15 protein-coding genes are annotated in these 17,581 nt (G+C 66.1%); 14 read left to right on the plus strand and 1 reads right to left on the minus strand.

The window, feature by feature from the left end; translation table 11 throughout:
* Nucleotides 1–19: 19 nt before the first annotated feature.
* The 10 genes from BRADO_RS00195 to BRADO_RS00240 all read left to right on the plus strand — a co-directional run bounded on the left by BRADO_RS00195 (nt 20) and on the right by BRADO_RS00240 (nt 9,896).
* Entirely contained in the window at nt 20–472 is a 453-nt protein-coding gene (locus BRADO_RS00195; protein ID WP_008962473.1) for a Fur family transcriptional regulator, read from the plus strand.
* On the plus strand, nt 465–1,184 hold the full coding sequence (locus BRADO_RS00200) for an HAD family phosphatase (RefSeq protein WP_011923314.1): 720 nt from the start codon (nt 465–467) through the stop codon (nt 1,182–1,184). Before BRADO_RS00195 ends, BRADO_RS00200 begins: the two co-directional genes overlap by 8 nt.
* A 55-nt stretch (nt 1,185–1,239) precedes the next feature.
* A complete protein-coding gene (gene miaB / locus BRADO_RS00205) occupies nt 1,240–2,643 on the plus strand; it encodes a tRNA (N6-isopentenyl adenosine(37)-C2)-methylthiotransferase MiaB (RefSeq protein ID WP_011923315.1) in 1,404 nt (467 codons plus the stop codon).
* A 64-nt stretch (nt 2,644–2,707) separates the two neighbouring features.
* Nucleotides 2,708–3,685, plus strand: coding sequence for a PhoH family protein (locus tag BRADO_RS00210; protein ID WP_050780935.1), 978 nt, complete (start codon nt 2,708–2,710; stop codon nt 3,683–3,685).
* Between the two features lie 60 nt (nt 3,686–3,745).
* Nucleotides 3,746–4,255 carry an rRNA maturation RNase YbeY gene (gene ybeY / locus BRADO_RS00215; protein ID WP_041757249.1) on the plus strand — a complete coding sequence of 170 codons (510 nt, stop codon included), beginning with the start codon at nt 3,746–3,748 and terminating at the stop codon, nt 4,253–4,255.
* Nucleotides 4,256–4,257: 2 nt separating this feature from the next.
* Complete coding sequence (locus BRADO_RS00220) at nt 4,258–5,451, plus strand: hemolysin family protein (protein ID WP_041755924.1); 1,194 nt, start codon at nt 4,258–4,260, stop codon at nt 5,449–5,451.
* A gap of 11 nt (nt 5,452–5,462) precedes the next feature.
* Entirely contained in the window at nt 5,463–7,058 is a 1,596-nt protein-coding gene (lnt, locus tag BRADO_RS00225; protein WP_173363523.1) for an apolipoprotein N-acyltransferase, read from the plus strand.
* 232 nt (nt 7,059–7,290) lie between these two features.
* Nucleotides 7,291–7,713: a helix-turn-helix domain-containing protein gene (locus BRADO_RS00230; RefSeq protein WP_011923320.1), complete on the plus strand. Its 423-nt coding sequence runs from the start codon at nt 7,291–7,293 to the stop codon at nt 7,711–7,713.
* A 324-nt stretch (nt 7,714–8,037) separates the two neighbouring features.
* On the plus strand, nt 8,038–9,168 hold the full coding sequence (locus tag BRADO_RS00235) for a M20 family metallopeptidase (protein ID WP_011923321.1): 1,131 nt from the start codon (nt 8,038–8,040) through the stop codon (nt 9,166–9,168).
* Entirely contained in the window at nt 9,165–9,896 is a 732-nt protein-coding gene (locus BRADO_RS00240; protein WP_011923322.1) for a tRNA (guanine(46)-N(7))-methyltransferase TrmB, read from the plus strand. The genes BRADO_RS00235 and BRADO_RS00240 overlap by 4 nt, the downstream gene beginning before the upstream one ends.
* A gap of 17 nt (nt 9,897–9,913) precedes the next feature.
* Here the strand turns inward: BRADO_RS00240 and BRADO_RS00245 are convergent, their stop codons facing one another.
* Complete coding sequence (locus BRADO_RS00245) at nt 9,914–10,990, minus strand: DUF2336 domain-containing protein (RefSeq protein ID WP_011923323.1); 1,077 nt, start codon at nt 10,988–10,990, stop codon at nt 9,914–9,916.
* 424 nt (nt 10,991–11,414) lie between these two features.
* Between BRADO_RS00245 and rimP the strand changes: the two genes are divergently transcribed.
* The 4 genes from rimP to infB all read left to right on the plus strand — a co-directional run bounded on the left by rimP (nt 11,415) and on the right by infB (nt 17,456).
* Nucleotides 11,415–12,176, plus strand: a complete 762-nt coding sequence (gene rimP / locus BRADO_RS00250) for a ribosome maturation factor RimP (RefSeq protein WP_041755928.1) — start codon at nt 11,415–11,417, stop codon at nt 12,174–12,176.
* A gap of 14 nt (nt 12,177–12,190) precedes the next feature.
* The gene (gene nusA, locus BRADO_RS00255; protein WP_011923325.1) at nt 12,191–13,798 is read left to right on the plus strand and encodes a transcription termination factor NusA; all 1,608 of its coding nucleotides are present in this window, start codon (nt 12,191–12,193) and stop codon (nt 13,796–13,798) included.
* Between the two features lie 69 nt (nt 13,799–13,867).
* Nucleotides 13,868–14,611 (plus strand): RNA-binding protein, encoded by a 744-nt coding sequence (locus BRADO_RS00260; protein ID WP_011923326.1) that lies wholly within the window; start codon nt 13,868–13,870, stop codon nt 14,609–14,611.
* Between the two features lie 79 nt (nt 14,612–14,690).
* On the plus strand, nt 14,691–17,456 hold the full coding sequence (infB, locus tag BRADO_RS00265; RefSeq protein ID WP_011923327.1) for a translation initiation factor IF-2: 2,766 nt from the start codon (nt 14,691–14,693) through the stop codon (nt 17,454–17,456).
* Nucleotides 17,457–17,581: the final 125 nt, after the last annotated feature.

Below are 17,581 nucleotides of genomic sequence, written 5' to 3' on the forward strand. Positions count from 1 at the left end.
ATCCTTGAGGCGAGACACAATGACTTCCTTGAAGACAACGCCAGCGCCCAATTCCACCGGTATCGAGGCCCGTTGCGCCGCCACCGGCATGCGGATGACCGAGCAGCGCCGGGTCATCGCCCGCGTGCTCGCCGAGGCGAGCGACCATCCCGACGTCGAGGAACTGTATCGGCGCTGTGTCGCGGTCGACGACAAGATCTCGATCTCCACGGTCTACCGGACCGTGAAGCTGTTCGAGGACGCCGGCATCATCGAGCGTCACGATTTCCGCGAAGGCCGTGCCCGCTACGAGCAGATGCGTGACAGCCATCACGACCACCTGATCAATCTGCGTGACGGCAAGGTGATCGAGTTCACCTCCGAGGAGATCGAGAAGCTGCAGGCCGAGATCGCCCGCAGGCTCGGCTACAAGCTGGTCGACCACCGGCTCGAGCTGTATTGCGTGCCGCTCGACGAAGAGACGAATGGCTGACGCGGCTCCGCCTTCCCCGCTCGATCTCGTCATTTTTGATTGCGACGGCGTGCTGGTCGACAGCGAGGTGATCTCCTGTCAGGCGCACGCCGACGTGCTTAGCAGTTGCGGCTATCCGATCACTGCGAATCAGGTGTTCGACCGTTTCCTCGGCCGTTCCTCCAAACAGGCGACGCTGGAGGTGGAGGCCGAGCTCGGCCGCAGCTTGCCCGCCGACTTCAATGCGCGGTTGCAGGACCGGCTGTTCCGCGCCTTCGAGCAGGACCTTCATCCCGTCCCCGGAATCGTCGAGACACTCGACGCGCTTCAGCTCCCGGTCTGCGTGGCGTCGTCCGGCTCGCATCAGCGCATGCGGGTCAGCCTCGGCGCGACCCGCCTTTATGACCGTCTTGCCCCGCACATCTTCTCGTCGTCGCAGGTCGAGAACGGCAAGCCGGCGCCCGATCTGTTCCTGTTCGCGGCGGCCCAGATGAGGGCTCGTCCCGCTGCCTGCGTGGTGGTCGAGGACAGCCTCGCCGGTATCCGGGGCGGCGTCGCCGCCGGAATGACCGTGCTCGGGTTCCATGGCGGCAGTCATTGCCGGCCCGGTCACGCGGAAAGCCTGCGCGCGGCCGGCGCAGAGCTGGTGTTCGACGATATGCGCCAGCTGCCAATGATTCTCAGCCGGCTGGCTGAGAAAACGGGGCCACTCGCTGGATTTTCGGCGGTCTAGCCTATATCTGAGGCCCGCGCCGAGTTCGGCGCGCCTCCGACCGCTGCAAGGGTCCATGACGCCGCCGCGCAAGCTGCACATCAAATCCTATGGCTGCCAGATGAATGTCTACGATGCCCAGCGCATGGTGGACACGCTGGGGGCTGAGGGATTCGTCGAAACGGCCGACGCGGGCGACGCCGATCTCGTCATCCTCAACACCTGCCACATCCGCGAGAAGGCCTCCGAAAAGGTCTATTCGGAGCTGGGCCGGCTGCGGGTGGCGAAAGAGGAGGCCGCCCGGTCGGGCCGCGCGATGCAGATCGCGGTCGCCGGCTGCGTGGCCCAGGCCGAGGGTGTGGAAATCATCTCCCGCGCGCCCACCGTCGACGTCGTGGTCGGGCCGCAGAGCTATCACCATCTGCCGCAGCTGCTGGCGCAGGCCAGCCGTGGCGAGCGCGCGATCGAGACCGAGTTTCCCGCCGAGGACAAGTTTGGTTTCCTCGCCAAACCCAGCCGCGAGGCGATACGCGCCCGCGGCGTGTCGGCTTTCGTCACGGTGCAGGAGGGTTGCGACAAGTTCTGCACCTTCTGCGTGGTGCCGTACACACGCGGCGCCGAAATGTCGCGCCCGGTGGCACGGATTGTCGACGATGTCATGCAGCTCACCGACAGCGGTGTCCGCGAGATCACGCTGATCGGCCAGAACGTCAACGCCTATCATGGCGAGGGTCCGGACGGCCGCACCTGGACGCTCGGCCGGCTGCTCTACCGGATCGCCGAGATCCCGGGTGTGGCCCGCATCCGCTATTCCACCAGCCATCCGAATGACGTCGACGACGGCCTGATCGCCGCGCATCGCGACCTCACCGCCGTCATGCCGTTTGTGCATCTTCCGGTGCAGTCGGGATCCGACCGGATCCTCGCGGCCATGAACCGGAAGCACAGCGCGGCCGACTATCGGCGGGTTGTCGACCGTTTCCGCGGCGCGCGGGACGACATTGCATTCTCGTCCGACTTCATCGTCGGGTTCCCCGGCGAGACCGAGGAAGATTTTCGCGCCACCCTCGCGCTGATCGATCAAATCGGTTACGCTGCGGCCTATTCTTTCAAGTATTCGCCGCGCCCGGGAACGCCGGCGGCGGACATGCAGGAGATGGTGTCAGCGACCGAGATGGACGAGCGATTGGAGCGCCTCCAGAGCTTGATCGACAGCCAGCAGGCAGCCTTCAACAAGGCCGCGATTGGCTCGGTCGTCGACGTGTTGTTCGAGCGCGAGGCCCGCAAGCCGGGTCAGCTGGTCGGACGCACGGCCTATCTGCAGCCAGCCCATGTGATGGCGTCCAGCGACATCATCGGTCAGGTTCTGCCGGTCAGGATCGACAGTCTCGAGCGCTACAGCCTGCTCGGCGAGCTCGTGGCGACGACAGCGGCTCCGATTCCCGAAGCCGCCATGCCCCTCGCGTCCATCGGAGGCTGAGCACTTGCCCAAGAGCGCATCGGACTCATCTTCCCTCGCTCCCAGCCGCAAGTTCGACCGCGACATGTCCATGCCCCCCGAAACCCAGGTCGTCATCGATTTCGACGACAATCGTGCCGCCTCCGCGCTGGTCGGCCCCTACGGCCAGAACCTCGCGCTGGTCGAGCGCCGCCTCGGCGTCGTCGTGGACTCGCGCGGCAACCACATCACCATCGGCGGCAGCCGGGATGGCTGCGACGCGGCGCGACGCGTGCTGGAGTCGCTGTATGCCCAGGCCATCAAGGGCCAGGATCTCTCGCAAGGCGACGTCGACGGCGCGATCCGCGCCGTTGTCGCGCAGGGCTCGCTGTTCGAGTTCGACGCCAAGAACGGCAAGAACGCGTTCGAGAGCATCAATCTGCGCAAGCGCCCGGTGCGCGCCCGCACGGCTGCGCAGGATTCCTACATCCGCGCGCTGAAGCGTCATGAGCTCGTGTTCGGCATCGGCCCGGCGGGCACCGGCAAGACCTGGCTCGCGGTGGCGCACGCCGCGCAGCTGTTCGAGCGCAAGGAAGTCGACCGCATCATCCTGTCGCGCCCCGCGGTCGAAGCCGGCGAGCGGCTTGGCTTCCTGCCCGGCGACCTGCGCGAGAAGGTCGACCCGTATCTGCGTCCGATCTACGACGCGCTGTACGATCTGATGGATGCGCGTGTCGTCGAGCGCGCGCTGCAGGCCAATGAGATCGAGATCGCGCCGCTCGCCTTCATGCGCGGCCGCACTTTGACCAACGCGGCGATCATTCTCGACGAGGCGCAGAATACGACCTCGATGCAGATGAAGATGTTCCTGACGCGTCTCGGCGAGAACAGCCGCATGATCATCACCGGCGATCCATCTCAGGTCGACCTGCCGAATGGCCAGACGTCGGGGCTGGCCGAAGCCGCGCGCCTGCTCGATGGCGTCGAGGGCATCGCCCAGGTCAGGTTCACCGGTGAGGACGTCATTCGCCACGAATTGGTGGCGCGCATCGTTGCGGCCTATGAGGGCCCGCAGGCCCGCTGATCCCCGGAGCACGCCGATGGGCGCGCGATGCCAGCGCCATTCGCACAGAACTCGACCAGGATGCCACAAAGTCCCATTCCGATCACCGAGGTCATTGTCGCCGCCGACTGCTGGCAGGACCAGCCCGACGCCGAGGACGTCATACAACGCGCCATCATCGCCGCCGCAGAGATGGTTGATGCCGACGTGGGCGATGCCGAGATCGCGGTCATGCTGACCGATGATGGCGGCATCCGCACCCTGAACAGCAATTGGCGCGGCATCGACAAGCCGACCAACGTGTTGTCATTCCCGGCGCTGCAGCCGACGGGCCCGCGCGGCGACGAGGACGCGCCGCGCATGCTCGGCGACATCGCCATCGCCTACGAGACGATGCGCCGCGAGGCCGATGAGGAGCAGAAGCCGTTCGCGCATCATCTCAGCCATCTCACCGTGCACGGCTTCCTGCATCTGATCGGCTACGATCACGAGACCGATGACGAGGCCGAGGAGATGGAGGCGCTAGAGACCGAAATCCTGGCCCATCTCGGCATCCCCGATCCCTATGCCGACCGGGAACGGATGCATTGACCATGGCCGACTCCGAGCCCATCCATGACAACCCGCGCCAGACGCGCAATCTGCCGGCCGTGGTGCCGCCGTCCGAGCTCGGCCGTTCGCCGAGCGAGAACTGGCTGCTTCGTGCGTTGCGCAACCTGTTCGGCTGGAAGGGCGGCGGATCGGTGCGCGACGATCTGCAGGTCGTGCTCGATGCCTCGACGCCCGACGACATCGGCTTCTCGGCGGTCGAGCGCACGCTCTTGCGCAACATCCTCGACCTGCACGAGCGGCGGATCGCCGACGTCATGGTGCATCGGGCCGACATCGTTGCCGTGCGGCGTGACATCACGCTGGGCGAGCTGATGAGTCTGTTCGAAAGCGCGTCGCATTCACGCCTGGTGGTCTACAACGACACGCTCGACGACCCCGAGGGCATGGTTCATATCCGCGACCTGCTCGCCTACATGACGGCGCAGGCGCGCGTCTCCGATGATGCGAAGGCCCGGCGCAAGAAGCCGCTGCCTGCCGGGCTCGACCTGAAGAGCGTCGAGCTGTCGATGCCGCTGTTCGAGGCCAACATCATCCGTAAATTGCTCTACGTGCCGCCCTCCATGCGCGCGATCGACCTGCTGGCGCAGATGCAGGCCTCGCGCATTCACCTCGCGCTCGTGGTCGACGAATATGGCGGCACCGACGGGCTGGTCTCGATCGAGGACATCGTCGAGCAGATCGTCGGCGAGATCGACGATGAGCATGACAGCGACGAGCCGCCCGCGATCATGCGGCAGGCCGACAACGCATTCATCGCGGATGCGCGCGCGAGCCTCGAGGATGTCCGCCGGGTGATCGGCGAGGAGTTCGTCACGGGCGAGGCCGGCGAAGGCGTCGAAACCCTGGGCGGCTATCTCGTCAACCATGTCGGCCGGCTGCCGGTGCGCGGCGAGCTGATCTCGGGCCCCGGCAATTTCGAGGTCGAGGTGCTCGACGCCGACCCGCGCCGGGTCAAGCGGCTCCGTATCGCTCCGCGCAAGGAGCGGCCGACGCCGCGGCCGCCGCGCGAAAGCCGGCGCCGCGAGGCCGCACCCGAAACGGCGCCCGAGACGACACCAGAGACAACATCCGAGAGCGGCACCGCAGCCGAGCCGCCGCGACCGGTGGAGACCGGCCCCGCGTCCGGTCATGACGACAGCAGCCCGCCCCAAGGCGACGGAGCAAGCTCACAGTGATCCGCTTATCGATGATCCGCGGCCTCGTGCTTGGAATTGTCCTGGCCTGGGGCTGGAAGCGCGCGGCCATTGCGCTCGCGGCAGGCGCCGTCTCCTCGCTAGCGATGGCCCCGTTCAATGCCTGGCCGGTACTGGCCGTCACCTTCCCTGTGCTGGTCTGGCTGATCGATGGCGCGGCGGCGGGACGGCGGCGCGGCATTCCGGCGGCCGCCTTGACCGGCTTCTGCTTTGGCATGGGCTATTTCGTCCCGGGGCTGTACTGGATCGGTAACGCCTTTCTGGTCGACGCCGATACGTTCGCCTGGCTGATGCCGTTCGCAGTTCTTGGGCTCCCGGCCTATCTCGCGCTGTTCCCAGCACTGGGCTTTGCGCTCGCTCGGTTGTTGTGGACACGTGATGCAACCCGTATCCTGGCGCTGGCTGTCTGCCTGACCGCCAGCGAATGGCTGCGCGGCCACGCCCTGACCGGCTTCCCCTGGAACACGTTCGGCTATGCGCTATCCCAGCCGCTCGCGCTGGCGCAAGCAGCGTCGCTGGTCGGCATCTGGGGCATGACGTTTGTCACGATCGCGGTTTTTGCCAGCCCCGCGGTGCTGATCGATGGCAAGACCTGGCGGGAGGGCTGGCGCGCGCCGGCGGCAGCCGCTGCCGGGCTGGTTCTCTTGGGCGTGTTCGGCGCCGTCAGGCTCGGTCAGCATCCCACCGCCTTCGTCCCCGATCTCAAGCTGCGGATCATGCAGCCGAATTTGCAGCAGGACGTCAAATTTAACTACGGCGCCAAGGCCGATGTGATGCGGCGCTACCTCGCCCTCTCCGACCGCGCGTCGGGTCCGAAGTCGACAGGCGTGCGCGACACCGACGTCCTGATCTGGCCTGAATCCGCATTCCCGTTCTTCCTGACCCGCGAAGCCGACGCGATGGGCCAGATCGCTGACCTGCTGCCGGCCGGAACGGTGCTGATCACCGGTTCGGTCCGCGCGCCGGACGGCCCGCGCACTGGCCCCATCACGCGCGCCTATAACTCGATCTATGTGATCGATCACGACGGCACCGTGCTGTCGGTCTACGACAAGCTCCATCTGGTCCCGTTTGGCGAGTTTCTCCCGTTCCAGAATCTGCTCGAGCGGATCGGGCTGGAGCAGCTGACCCGGGTGCAAGGCGGCTTCATCCCTGGTACGATCCGGCGCAACCTGGACGTGCCACACGCGCCGCGTGTATTGCCGCTAATCTGCTACGAAGCCATATTTCCGACTGATAGTGCAGCTAATGACGACCGACCGGGCTGGATCGTCAACCTGACCAATGACGGCTGGTTTGGTGTTTCGACCGGTCCTCATCAGCATCTGCAACAGGCGCAATGGCGCGCCATCGAGCAGGGGCTTCCATTAGTTCGATCAGCGAACACGGGCATCTCTGCCGTGATCGATCCTGTCGGCCGCATTATTTCGCAACTATCTCTGGGCACTGAGGGTGTGCTCGACGCTATGCTGCCTGTTGCCCTGCAGCCCACGATCTATGCGAGATTCGGCGATATTCCGGCTGCCATCCTGTTAGTGCTCGCCCTGAGCACAGTCGTTCGCAGACGTGTTGCTCAAAAGCTTCCCTGACGACAGCAAGATTCTGTTTCTTTCCGGGTGCGTAAGATTTTTTTTGACAAGCAAAACCCCAAGTGTTGACAGATAGCTGCTGCAATTCGCATTCTCGCGCGGCAGCACGATCCGCTCAGTTTGCTGCTCGACCGTCCATCGTTAGTACGACATGAGAGCAGAAATTGACGGTGTGAGCGCCTGAGGCATACTGCGACCGCCTCGTTACGAGGCCATACTGAGGAGTTGAGAGATGTCGACGAAAGCGCCCAACCCTGTTGACAAGCATGTCGGCAGCCGGGTGCGGATGCGCCGTATCATGCTGGGAATGAGCCAGGAAAAACTTGGTGAGGCTCTCGGACTCACGTTCCAGCAGATACAGAAGTACGAAAAAGGCACCAATCGAGTCGGCGCCAGCCGGATCCAGCAGATCTCTGAAGTTCTGCAGGTCCCTGTCTCGTTCCTGTTCGAAGGCGTCCCGAGTGGTGGGACCAATGGTGAGGCTTTCGGCGAGGGCGCCTCTCCGGCCTATGTATCTGATTTTCTGGCAACCTCCGAAGGGCTGGCGTTGACCCGCGCGTTTACGCGGATCCACGACTCGAAGCTTCGCCGCAGCATCGTCGACCTGGTCGAGCAGATTGCTGATCGCGAGGCGCCGGAAGAGGGTGAGGGCTGAGCCACGCTGATGCGCTGGCGCTGACATTCCTATCGCGGCCGTGCCTCATATGACGTCTCTCATATGAATGTCAGCGCCCACGGGGGGCCATGAGCGAGCAAAGCCTTGCGGAAGGATCACATTCCGCAATGCCAATGATCCGATAGACAAGTTCGATCACGACCATTAGAGCGCGATGGCTTCCCTTCGGGAAACGCTGTCGCGCTCTAAGTCATTTTGTGCGCATGTGCGCGCGGCAACGTGGCCGCTCTCCGGGCAGCGCCCGTCGACCGCAGCCTCCGTCGAATATCCTTTGGTAACCATAAAGAACTGCTCGCAAAGCTCATGACTGCCATCAACAATACGTTCGATAGTCGCACAATTCTCGAAGGCATCCGCCAGTGGGTCGAGATCGAAACGCCGACCGAGGCGCCCGACAAGGTCAATGAGCTCGCGTCTGTGGTCGCCGCCGGCTATCGCGGGCTCGACGCCAAAGTCGAGCGGATTCCCGGTCGCAACGGCTGCGGCGACCATCTCGTGGCGCGCTCGTCATGGGGGCAGGAGGAGCCAGGCATTCTGGTGCTGAGCCATCTCGACACGGTGCACCCGATCGGCTTCATCCAGCGCCTTCCGTTCTCGATCGACGGCGATGTCGCCTACGGGCCCGGCATCTACGACATGAAGGGCGGCGCCTATCTCGCCTATCACGCCTTTCGTCAAATCTGCGCGGACGGCCAGCGATCGCCGCTCGGCATTACTCATTTGTTCGTCTCAGACGAAGAGATCGGCAGCCCGACATCGCGCGCGCTGATCGAAGAGGAGGGGCGCAAGGCCAAATATGTGCTCGTCACCGAGCCCGCGCGCGATGGCGGCAAGATCGTCACCGGCCGCAAGGGCGTAGCGCGCTTCGACGTGTCGATCCGCGGCGTGCCTGCGCATGCCGGCGCGCGCCCGCAGGACGGTCGCAGTGCGATCCGCGAACTCGCCAATGTGATCCACGCGCTCGAGGCACTGAATGACCCGGCACGCGGCATCACCGTGAATGTCGGCGTGGTGCGCGGCGGCACACGTCCGAACGTGATCGCCGAGGAAGCCCATGCGGAGGTTGATGCGCGGCTGCCGACCCCCGGTGATGCCGACGAGATCGTACCGAAGATCCTCGGTTTGAAGTCGCGCAGCGAGGGCGTCACCGTCGAGGTGAAGGGCGAGGTCAACCGGCCGCCCTACGTCAAGGGCAATGCCGGCGCTGCGCTGTTCGAGCATGCGAGAACACTTGCCGAAGAGCTCGGCTTCGATCTCGTCGACACCTACACCGGCGGCGGCTCCGACGGCAATTTCACAGCACCATTCACTGCAACGCTCGACGGGCTCGGCGTCGACGGCAAGGGCGCGCATACGCATTACGAACAGATGTACATCTCCTCGATCGAGCCGCGGGCGCGTCTGCTCCACCGGCTATATCAGACGCTGCGATGAGCCTTGCGATGATGCCCATCGACGACGATCACACCGGCGACGGAGCCCTGCATGGCCAGGGCTCGTTCTTCGGCCGGCGCAAGGGTCACAAGCTGCGGACGCACCAGGCCGACCTGGTCGAGAATCTGCTGCCGCATCTCGCGCTCGACCTGTCGGCCCCCGCCGACGTCGTGCTGCCGACGCTGTATGATCCACCGGTCGACGCGCTGCGGCTCGAGATCGGCTTCGGCGGCGGCGAGCATCTCGCGGCGGAGGCCAAGGCCTACCCCACGACGGGCTTCATCGGCTGCGAGCCCTATGTCAACGGCATGGCCAAGATCCTCTCGGCGATCGAGGCCGACGACATCGGCAACATCCGGCTGCTCGCTGGTGACGCAGCCGAGCTGCTGGCCTGGCTGCCCCCGCAGTCGCTGCAGCGGATCGATCTCATTCATCCGGATCCATGGCCGAAGCGGCGGCATTGGAAGCGGCGCTTCGTGCAGGGTGCTACGATTGCCGCGATGGCCCGCGTGCTGAAGCCAGGCGGCGAGTTCCGCTTCGTCAGCGACATCGCCGACTATTGCGCCTGGACGCTGTGGCACATGCTGCGCGCGCCGGATTTCGTCTGGACCGCGGAGCGCGCCGACGACTGGCGCCTGCCGTGGCCGGGCTACACGATGACCCGCTACGGCCGCAAGGCGACGCGCGAGGGTCGCGTCGCCAACTACCTGATCTTCAGCCGGCGCTGAAGCGCCGTGGCGGGCGGTCAGTGCCGCGTCTTCCAGAACGCCACGACGCGCTCGGCCGTCGACGACAGCAGGCGCGCATAGTTGACGCGCAGCGCGTCGAGATCGCGCTGCGCCGGCACGCGCCTCGGCCCCAGGCGAAGCTGAATCAGCGCCTGCACGGTGCGCCAGTCCAAACCGATCGTGCGGCCGAGGATCAGCAGCGGATCGTGGCGATCGCCGGAGATCAACCGGTCCAGCGTCGCGATCTTCAGCCCCGTCATGGCGGCAAGCGCCGCCACCGTCTCCTCGTATTTGTGCGCGGATGCGAAGCCGATCAGGGCGGCTTCATCGAGCGCGCCGTCCTCATAGAGCGCCAGAATCGTGCGCTGCGCCGGCACGAAATTGCGCTTGCTGGCGGTCGCGCCCTGGGTGTCGTCCAGCTCGGCGAGAGCTTGCCTGATCCTGGCCTGTTTCTCCGGCCTGACCACGTCGAACAGCCGCCGCCTGATCACATCGAGCGAGCCGGCCAGCAGCTGCTTGAGATGATCGTCGGACAGATCGTTGCGCTTGCCGACCGTGAGCGTCAGCACGCCGTCGAAGCCGGCGCGGTTGATCAGCTCGGAATAGCCGCGGTCAGAAAACGTTGCGCCATCATTGGCGGCCGCACGCCTGACCACATCGCGATCACCGCGGCGTACCAGGACATCGGTCATCTCGACCGAGAGCGCCGGCCGCTCTGCCATCGCGAGCAAGTGCCCCTGGCTCTTGCTCTGGGCGATCTCGATCAGCACGCGATCATCGAGGACCGGCGAGCGTCGCAGCAGCGGGCTCGCCACAGCGACCTCGTCGTCATGTGCGAGCCGGCCGACGACGACACGCGGCGCCTTCGCAAGATACGACAGGCGCTCGGCCAGATCGACGCGCGTCGATACGTCCGCGAAAGGCAGCAGGTCCGTCAACAATCCATCGAACAGATTGATGTGCTCCGGACGGAGCCTGGTCACGTCCTCGAAAAGGAGATCGGCAATGCGGCGAGTGGCTTCGACGCAGCGCTCTTCATCGCCATGCTTGACGATCCCGTCGAGCCCGGGGATCAACGCCGTCGCTGGGGTCATGTCGTCGACTCGGTACGCAACACCACGCCGTCGGCCGGAGCGATTGGCGCCCCGAGGAACGGCACGAACTCAGGTTTTTTAGCTGATCTTGGTGAACGAATCGTTGAGGAGGCGCCGCGCCTGACCGATCAAGGCGACAAGCGCCAATTTCGGCTGAAAACGAAGACAGCGATAGATTCCTGGTTCCGGGCTCCGTTTGGACCGAGACGACCCTTGCCGTGACACGGCAAAGCGGCTATATCAGCGCCATCAATCTTCATCTCATATACGATCGCGTAGTGAGGGTGGGCCCGTCCGGACCCGCTCTTTTTTGTTACCTGGACCGCTGCGCCATTGGCGTGGCCGGTCCGGTGAGCGCGATCGGACCGGCAGGACGGCCGAAACAAGGCGGCCGAAACAAGCAAGACAAGCGATCGACGCCTCGATGACGGAACCGACCCTCGCAGCCGCAGACACCGACCTTCTGACCGAGCCCCGGCTCGTCGTGGAGCCGGGCGTTGCGGCGCGTGTCGCGGCGGTGGCCGACCCGGTGCTGCAGGGAATGGGTTACCGGCTGGTGCGGATCCGCATCTCCGGCGAATCCGGCTGCACCGTCCAGGTGATGGCCGAGCGCCCCGACGGCACCATGCAGATCGAGGATTGCGAGGCGGTGTCGCGGGCGCTGTCGCCAGTGCTGGACATCGCCGACCCGATCGACCGCGCCTACCGGCTCGAGATCTCCTCGCCGGGCATCGACCGGCCGCTGGTCCGTCGCTCCGATTTCGAGCGCCATGTCGGTCATCTCGTGAAGATCGAGATGGCCGTGGCGTATCAGAACCGCAAGCGCTTCCGCGGCATCATCAAGGGTGTCGAAGGCGACGGCGTACGCATCACCCGCGACGACGTCGCCAAGGACGCCGACCCCGATGTCGTGCTGCCGATGGCCGACATCGGCGACGCCAAAATGGTTCTGACCGACGAGCTGATCGCCGAGTCGATGCGCCGCGGCAAGGCGGCCGAGCGCGAAAAGAAGCGTGACCTTGGGCTCGCTCCGCCGCTTGCGCCGCACGCCAAGCCGGCGGCCCAGGCCAAGCCGAAGCCGAAAGCCAAGGACGGCAAGCCGGCCAAGAAGCCGCTGCCGACCGACACCAAGAAGCATCGCCTCGCCGCCGATCGTGCGCGCAGAGGCGAGATCGATCCTGATTAGAGGAGATTTGAGCCATGGCCGTCAGCGCCAACCGGTTGGAACTGCTGCAGATCGCCGACGCCGTCGCGCGCGAGAAGTCGATCGACCGCGGCATCGTGATCGCCGCCATGGAAGACGCGATCGCCAAGGCCGCCCGCGCCCGCTATGGCAGCGAGACCGACGTCCATGCCGAGATCGACCCGCGCAAGGGCGAGCTCCGGCTGTCGCGCCACATGCTGGTGGTCGAGAAGGTCGAGAACCCCTCCAACCAGATCTCGCTCGATGACGCCCGCCGCGCCAATCCCGGCGCGCAGATCGGCGACACCATCGCCGATACGCTGCCGCCGCTGGAATATGGCCGCATCGCCGCGCAATCGGCCAAGCAGGTCATCGTGCAGAAGGTGCGCGAGGCCGAGCGCGACCGGCAGTACCAGGAATTCAAGGACCGCATCGGCGACATCGTCAACGGCGTCGTCAAGCGCGTCGAATATGGCAGCGTGATCCTCGACCTCGGCCGCGGCGAGGCGATCATCCGCCGCGACGAGATGCTGCCGCGCGAGGTGTTCCGCAACGGCGACCGCGTCCGCGCCTACGTGTTCGACGTGCGCCGCGAGACCCGCGGCCCGCAGATCTTCCTGTCGCGCACCCATCCCCAGTTCATGGCCAAGCTGTTCGCGCAGGAAGTGCCGGAGATCTACGACGGCATCGTTGAGATCAAGGCGGTGGCGCGCGATCCCGGCTCGCGTGCCAAGATCGGCGTCGTGTCCCGCGACTCCTCGGTCGATCCGGTGGGCGCCTGCGTCGGCATGCGCGGCTCGCGCGTGCAGGCCGTGGTGAACGAGCTGCAGGGCGAGAAGATCGACATCATCCCGTGGTCGCCCGATATCGCGACCTTCGTGGTCAACGCGCTGGCGCCGGCCGAAGTCGCCAAGGTCGTCATCGACGAGGACCGCGAGCGCATCGAGGTCGTCGTCCCCGACACCAACAACCAGCTCTCGCTGGCGATCGGACGCCGCGGCCAGAACGTCCGCCTCGCCTCGCAGCTGACCGGCTGGGACATCGACATCCTGACCGAACAGGAGGAATCGGAGCGCCGCCAGGCCGACTTCGAGAACTCGACCCGCGTATTCATGGAATCGCTCAACGTCGACGAAGTCGTCGGCCAGCTCTTGGCGTCCGAAGGCTTCACCTCGGTGGAGGAGCTCGCGCTGGTCGATCTCAAGGATCTCGCCAGCATCGAGGGCTTCGACGAGGAGACCGCGACCGAGCTGCAGACCCGCGCCCGCGAATTCCTGGAGCAGCAGGAGGCCGAGCTCGAGGCCAAGCGCAAGGAGCTCGGAGTCGAGGATGCGCTGAAGGACGTACCGGGCGTCACCTCCAAGATGCTGGTCAAGTTCGGCGAGAACGACATCAAGACCGTCGACGACCTCGCCGGCTGCGCCACCGACGATCTGGTCGGCTGGGTCGAGCGCAAGGACGGCGGCGAGCAGACCAAGTTCGCCGGCATTCTCGACGGGCTCGACGTCTCGCGCGACGACGCCGAGGCCATGGTCATGCAGGCCCGCGTCAAGGCCGGCTGGATCACCGAGGCCGATCTCGCCAAGGGCGAGGCGGAGGACGAAGCCGAAGGACAGCCCGCCTGACCCATGCTGGACGCCGCGATGACCCCCGCCATGACGTTGCTGGCTTGAGATGAGGAGCCGCACCACCGCATGCTCGCTTTGGCCGACCCCGAGCTCGACAATGGACCGCGGACCGACAAGTCCGCGACCATGCGCATGTGCGTGGTCAGCCGCGAGGTGCGGCCGATCGGCGAGCTGATCCGGTTCGTGGTCGGCCCGTCGGGGGACGTCGTGCCCGACATCAAGCGCAAGCTGCCCGGACGGGGATTGTGGATCGCGGCGTCGAAGCCGGCGGTTGCGGAAGCGGTGCGCCGTCACCATTTCAGCCGTGGCTTCAAGACCAACGTCCGCGTCCACCCGACGCTTGCCGATGATCTGGAGGCCCTGCTGGCTCGCAGCGCGATCGAGGCGTTGGGGATCGCGGCCAAGGCCGGTCAGGTCATCTCTGGTTTTTCCAAGGTGGAGGCGGCGCTCTCGCAGCGTCAGACCCGGGTCGGCTTGGCCGCCCTGATCCACGCCGCGGACGGCGCGGCCGACGGGATTCGCAAGCTCGACGCACTGGTGCGGCCGACTGACGGGGATCAACGACAAGCCCCGCCAATTCCGATCATCTGCTGTCTCACTTCGGCAGAATTGGATTTGGCACTTGGGCGCTCAAATGTGATACATGCTGCCGTGCTCGCGGGCCCGGCGAGCAGGACATTCCTGTCGCGCAGCCAGACTCTGGTCCGATACCGGTCGGCCGACGCTGACAAGATTGCCGGAACCGCGGCCACGACATCTGCTTCGACTTCAACGTCTTCGACGTCACCCGTTGCGACTTCGAAGACATAGCGACTGATTACGCGACGATTTGCACGAATGGGACGGTGCGGCAGACCCGCACGCAGGTAAACGAGATTAGGACGACTGAATGGCCGATCAAAACACTCCGGGCGACAAGAAACTCGGTGTCCCGAGCAAGACCTTGACGCTGAAGCCACGCGTCGAGACTGGCACGGTGCGTCAGAGCTTCCCACACGGCCGGAGCAAGCAGGTGGTGGTTGAGAAGCGCGGCACCAAGCGTCGCGTCGGCGATGGCGCGCCCGACGCGCCGCATGCGCCGGAGCCGACCGTCGCCAAGGCGCCACCGCCGCCGCCCCCGAGCAACCGCCCCTCCGGACCGCGCCCGTCCGGCGGTCAGCAGCGTGGCGGCTCCGGCGTCGTGCTGCGCACCCTGACCGAGGATGAGCGCTCGGCCCGCGCCAGCGCGCTCGCCGACGCCCGCGTCCGCGATCTCGAGGAACGCCGCCAGGCTGAGGAAGAAGCCCGCCGCCGTGCCGAGCGCGAGGCCGCCGAGCGCGCCGAGCGCGAGGCTGCCGAGGCGCGCCGCAAGGCGGAGGAAGAGCGTCACCGCCACGAAGAGGAAGCCAAGCGCAAGGCCGAGCTCGAGGCCAAGAAGCGCTTCGGCGAAGGCGAGGCGCCGCGTCCCGCGGCCGCCGCACCGCAGCCGACCGTCAGCGCGCCGGCTCGCCCGGCACAGGCGCCTGGCCGGCCGCAAGGCGCCCCAGGCAGCCGCCCGCAGCAGATCGGCGGCCCGAGCTCACGTCCTGGTGGTTCTCAGCCCGGCGGTGCCCGCCCGGCTGGCCCGCGCCCGGCCGGCGGTGGTCCGCTCGGCCGCGCGCCCGCGGCCGTGGCGGCAGGTCCCGACGAGGATGAGGGTCCGCGCCAGATCCGCCGCGGCCCCGGTGGCGCCGCGCGTCCCGCGCCGCCGCCGAAGACCACGCACAAGCCCGGCCCGCAGAAGCAGCGCGGCCGTCTGACGGTCGTCACCGCGCTCAATGCCGACGATGTGCGCGAGCGCTCGATCGCCTCGTTCCGCCGCCGCACCCAGCGGCTCAAGGGCCACGCGGCCAATGAGCAGAAGGAAAAGCTGGTCCGCGAGGTGACGATCCCGGAGGCCATCACGATCCAGGAGCTCGCGAACCGCATGTCGGAGCGCGCCGTGGACGTGATCCGTCTGCTGATGCGCCAGGGCGCGATGCACAAGATCACCGACGTGATCGATGCCGACACCGCCCAGCTGATCGCCGAAGAGCTCGGCCACACTGTCAAGCGCGTCGCCGCCTCCGACGTGGAAGAGGGCCTGTTCGACGTCGTCGACGATTCGACCGATACCGAGCCGCGCTCGCCGGTCGTCACCGTCATGGGCCACGTCGATCACGGCAAGACCTCGCTGCTCGACGCGCTGCGCCACGCCAACGTGGTGTCCGGCGAAGCCGGCGGCATTACCCAGCACATCGGCGCCTATCAGGTGACCGCGCCGGATAGCGGCAAGAAAATCACCTTCATCGACACGCCCGGCCACGCCGCGTTCACCGCGATGCGCGCCCGCGGCGCCAAGGTCACCGACATCGTGGTGCTGGTGGTCGCGGCCGATGACGGCGTCATGCCGCAGACGATCGAGGCCATCAACCACGCCAAGGCGGCGAAGGTGCCGATGATCGTGGCGATCAACAAGATCGACAAGCCCGACGCCCGCCCCGAGCGCGTCCGCACCGAGCTGCTGCAGCACGAGGTGCAGGTGGAATCGCTGGGCGGTGACGTCGTCGACGTCGAGGTGTCCGCCAAGAACAAGACCAATCTCGATCGTCTGCTGGAGATGATCGCGCTGCAGGCCGACATCCTAGACCTCAAGACCAATTCGGATCGTCCGGCCGAGGGCACGGTGATCGAAGCCAAGCTCGATCGCGGTCGTGGTCCGGTCGCCACCGTGCTGGTCCAGCGCGGCACCTTGCGGGTCGGCGACATCATCGTCGCCGGCGCCGAGATGGGCCGCGTCCGCGCGCTGATCTCCGACCAGGGCGAGACCCTGCAGGAGGCCGGCCCGTCGGTGCCGGTCGAGGTGCTCGGCTTCAACGGCCCGCCGGAAGCCGGCGACCGTCTTGCCGTGGTCGAGAACGAAGCCCGTGCCCGCCAGGTCACCTCCTATCGCGCGCACCAGAAGCGCGAGAACGCGGCCGCCTCGATCTCCGGCATGCGCGGCTCGCTCGAACAGATGATGTCGCAGTTGAAGACGGCGGGCCGCAAGGAATTCCCGCTTGTCATCAAGGCCGACGTGCAGGGCTCGCTGGAAGCCATTCTCGGCTCGCTGGAGAAGCTCGGTACCGAGGAGGTCGCCGCCCGCATCCTGCATGCCGGCGTCGGCGGCATCAGCGAGTCCGACGTCACGCTGGCCGAAGGCTTCAACGCCGCGATCATCGGCTTCTCGGTCCGAGCCAACAAGGAAGCCGCCGCGCTCGCCAAGCGCAACGGCATCGAGATCCGCTACTACAACATCATCTACGACCTCGTGGATGACGTGAAGAAGGCGATGAGCGGTCTGCTCGCGCCGACGCTGCGCGAGACCATGCTCGGCAATGCGCAGATCCTCGAGGTGTTCAACATCTCCAAGGTCGGCAAGGTCGCCGGCTGCCGCGTCACCGACGGCACCGTCGAGCGCGGCGCCAATGTCCGCCTGATCCGCGACAACGTCGTGGTTCACGAGGGCAAGCTGTCGACGCTGAAGCGCTTCAAGGACGAGGTGAAGGACGTGCAGGCCGGCCAGGAATGCGGCATGGCCTTCGAGAACTACGGCGACATGCGTGTCGGCGACGTCATCGAATGTTATCGCGTGGAGACCATTCAGCGCTCGCTGTAAGTCCGAATCCTACAGAGCGCGCTGTCTTTCGAGCGAGCAGCGATTCCGTGTTTCGGCGGAATCGCTGCGCAGCTTGAACTTAACCAAGCGTCGTTGAACTCAATCAGAATGATCCGCTCGCCCGC

It is taken from the genome of Bradyrhizobium sp. ORS 278 (assembly GCF_000026145.1).
Taxonomy (GTDB): Bacteria; Pseudomonadota; Alphaproteobacteria; order Rhizobiales; family Xanthobacteraceae; genus Bradyrhizobium.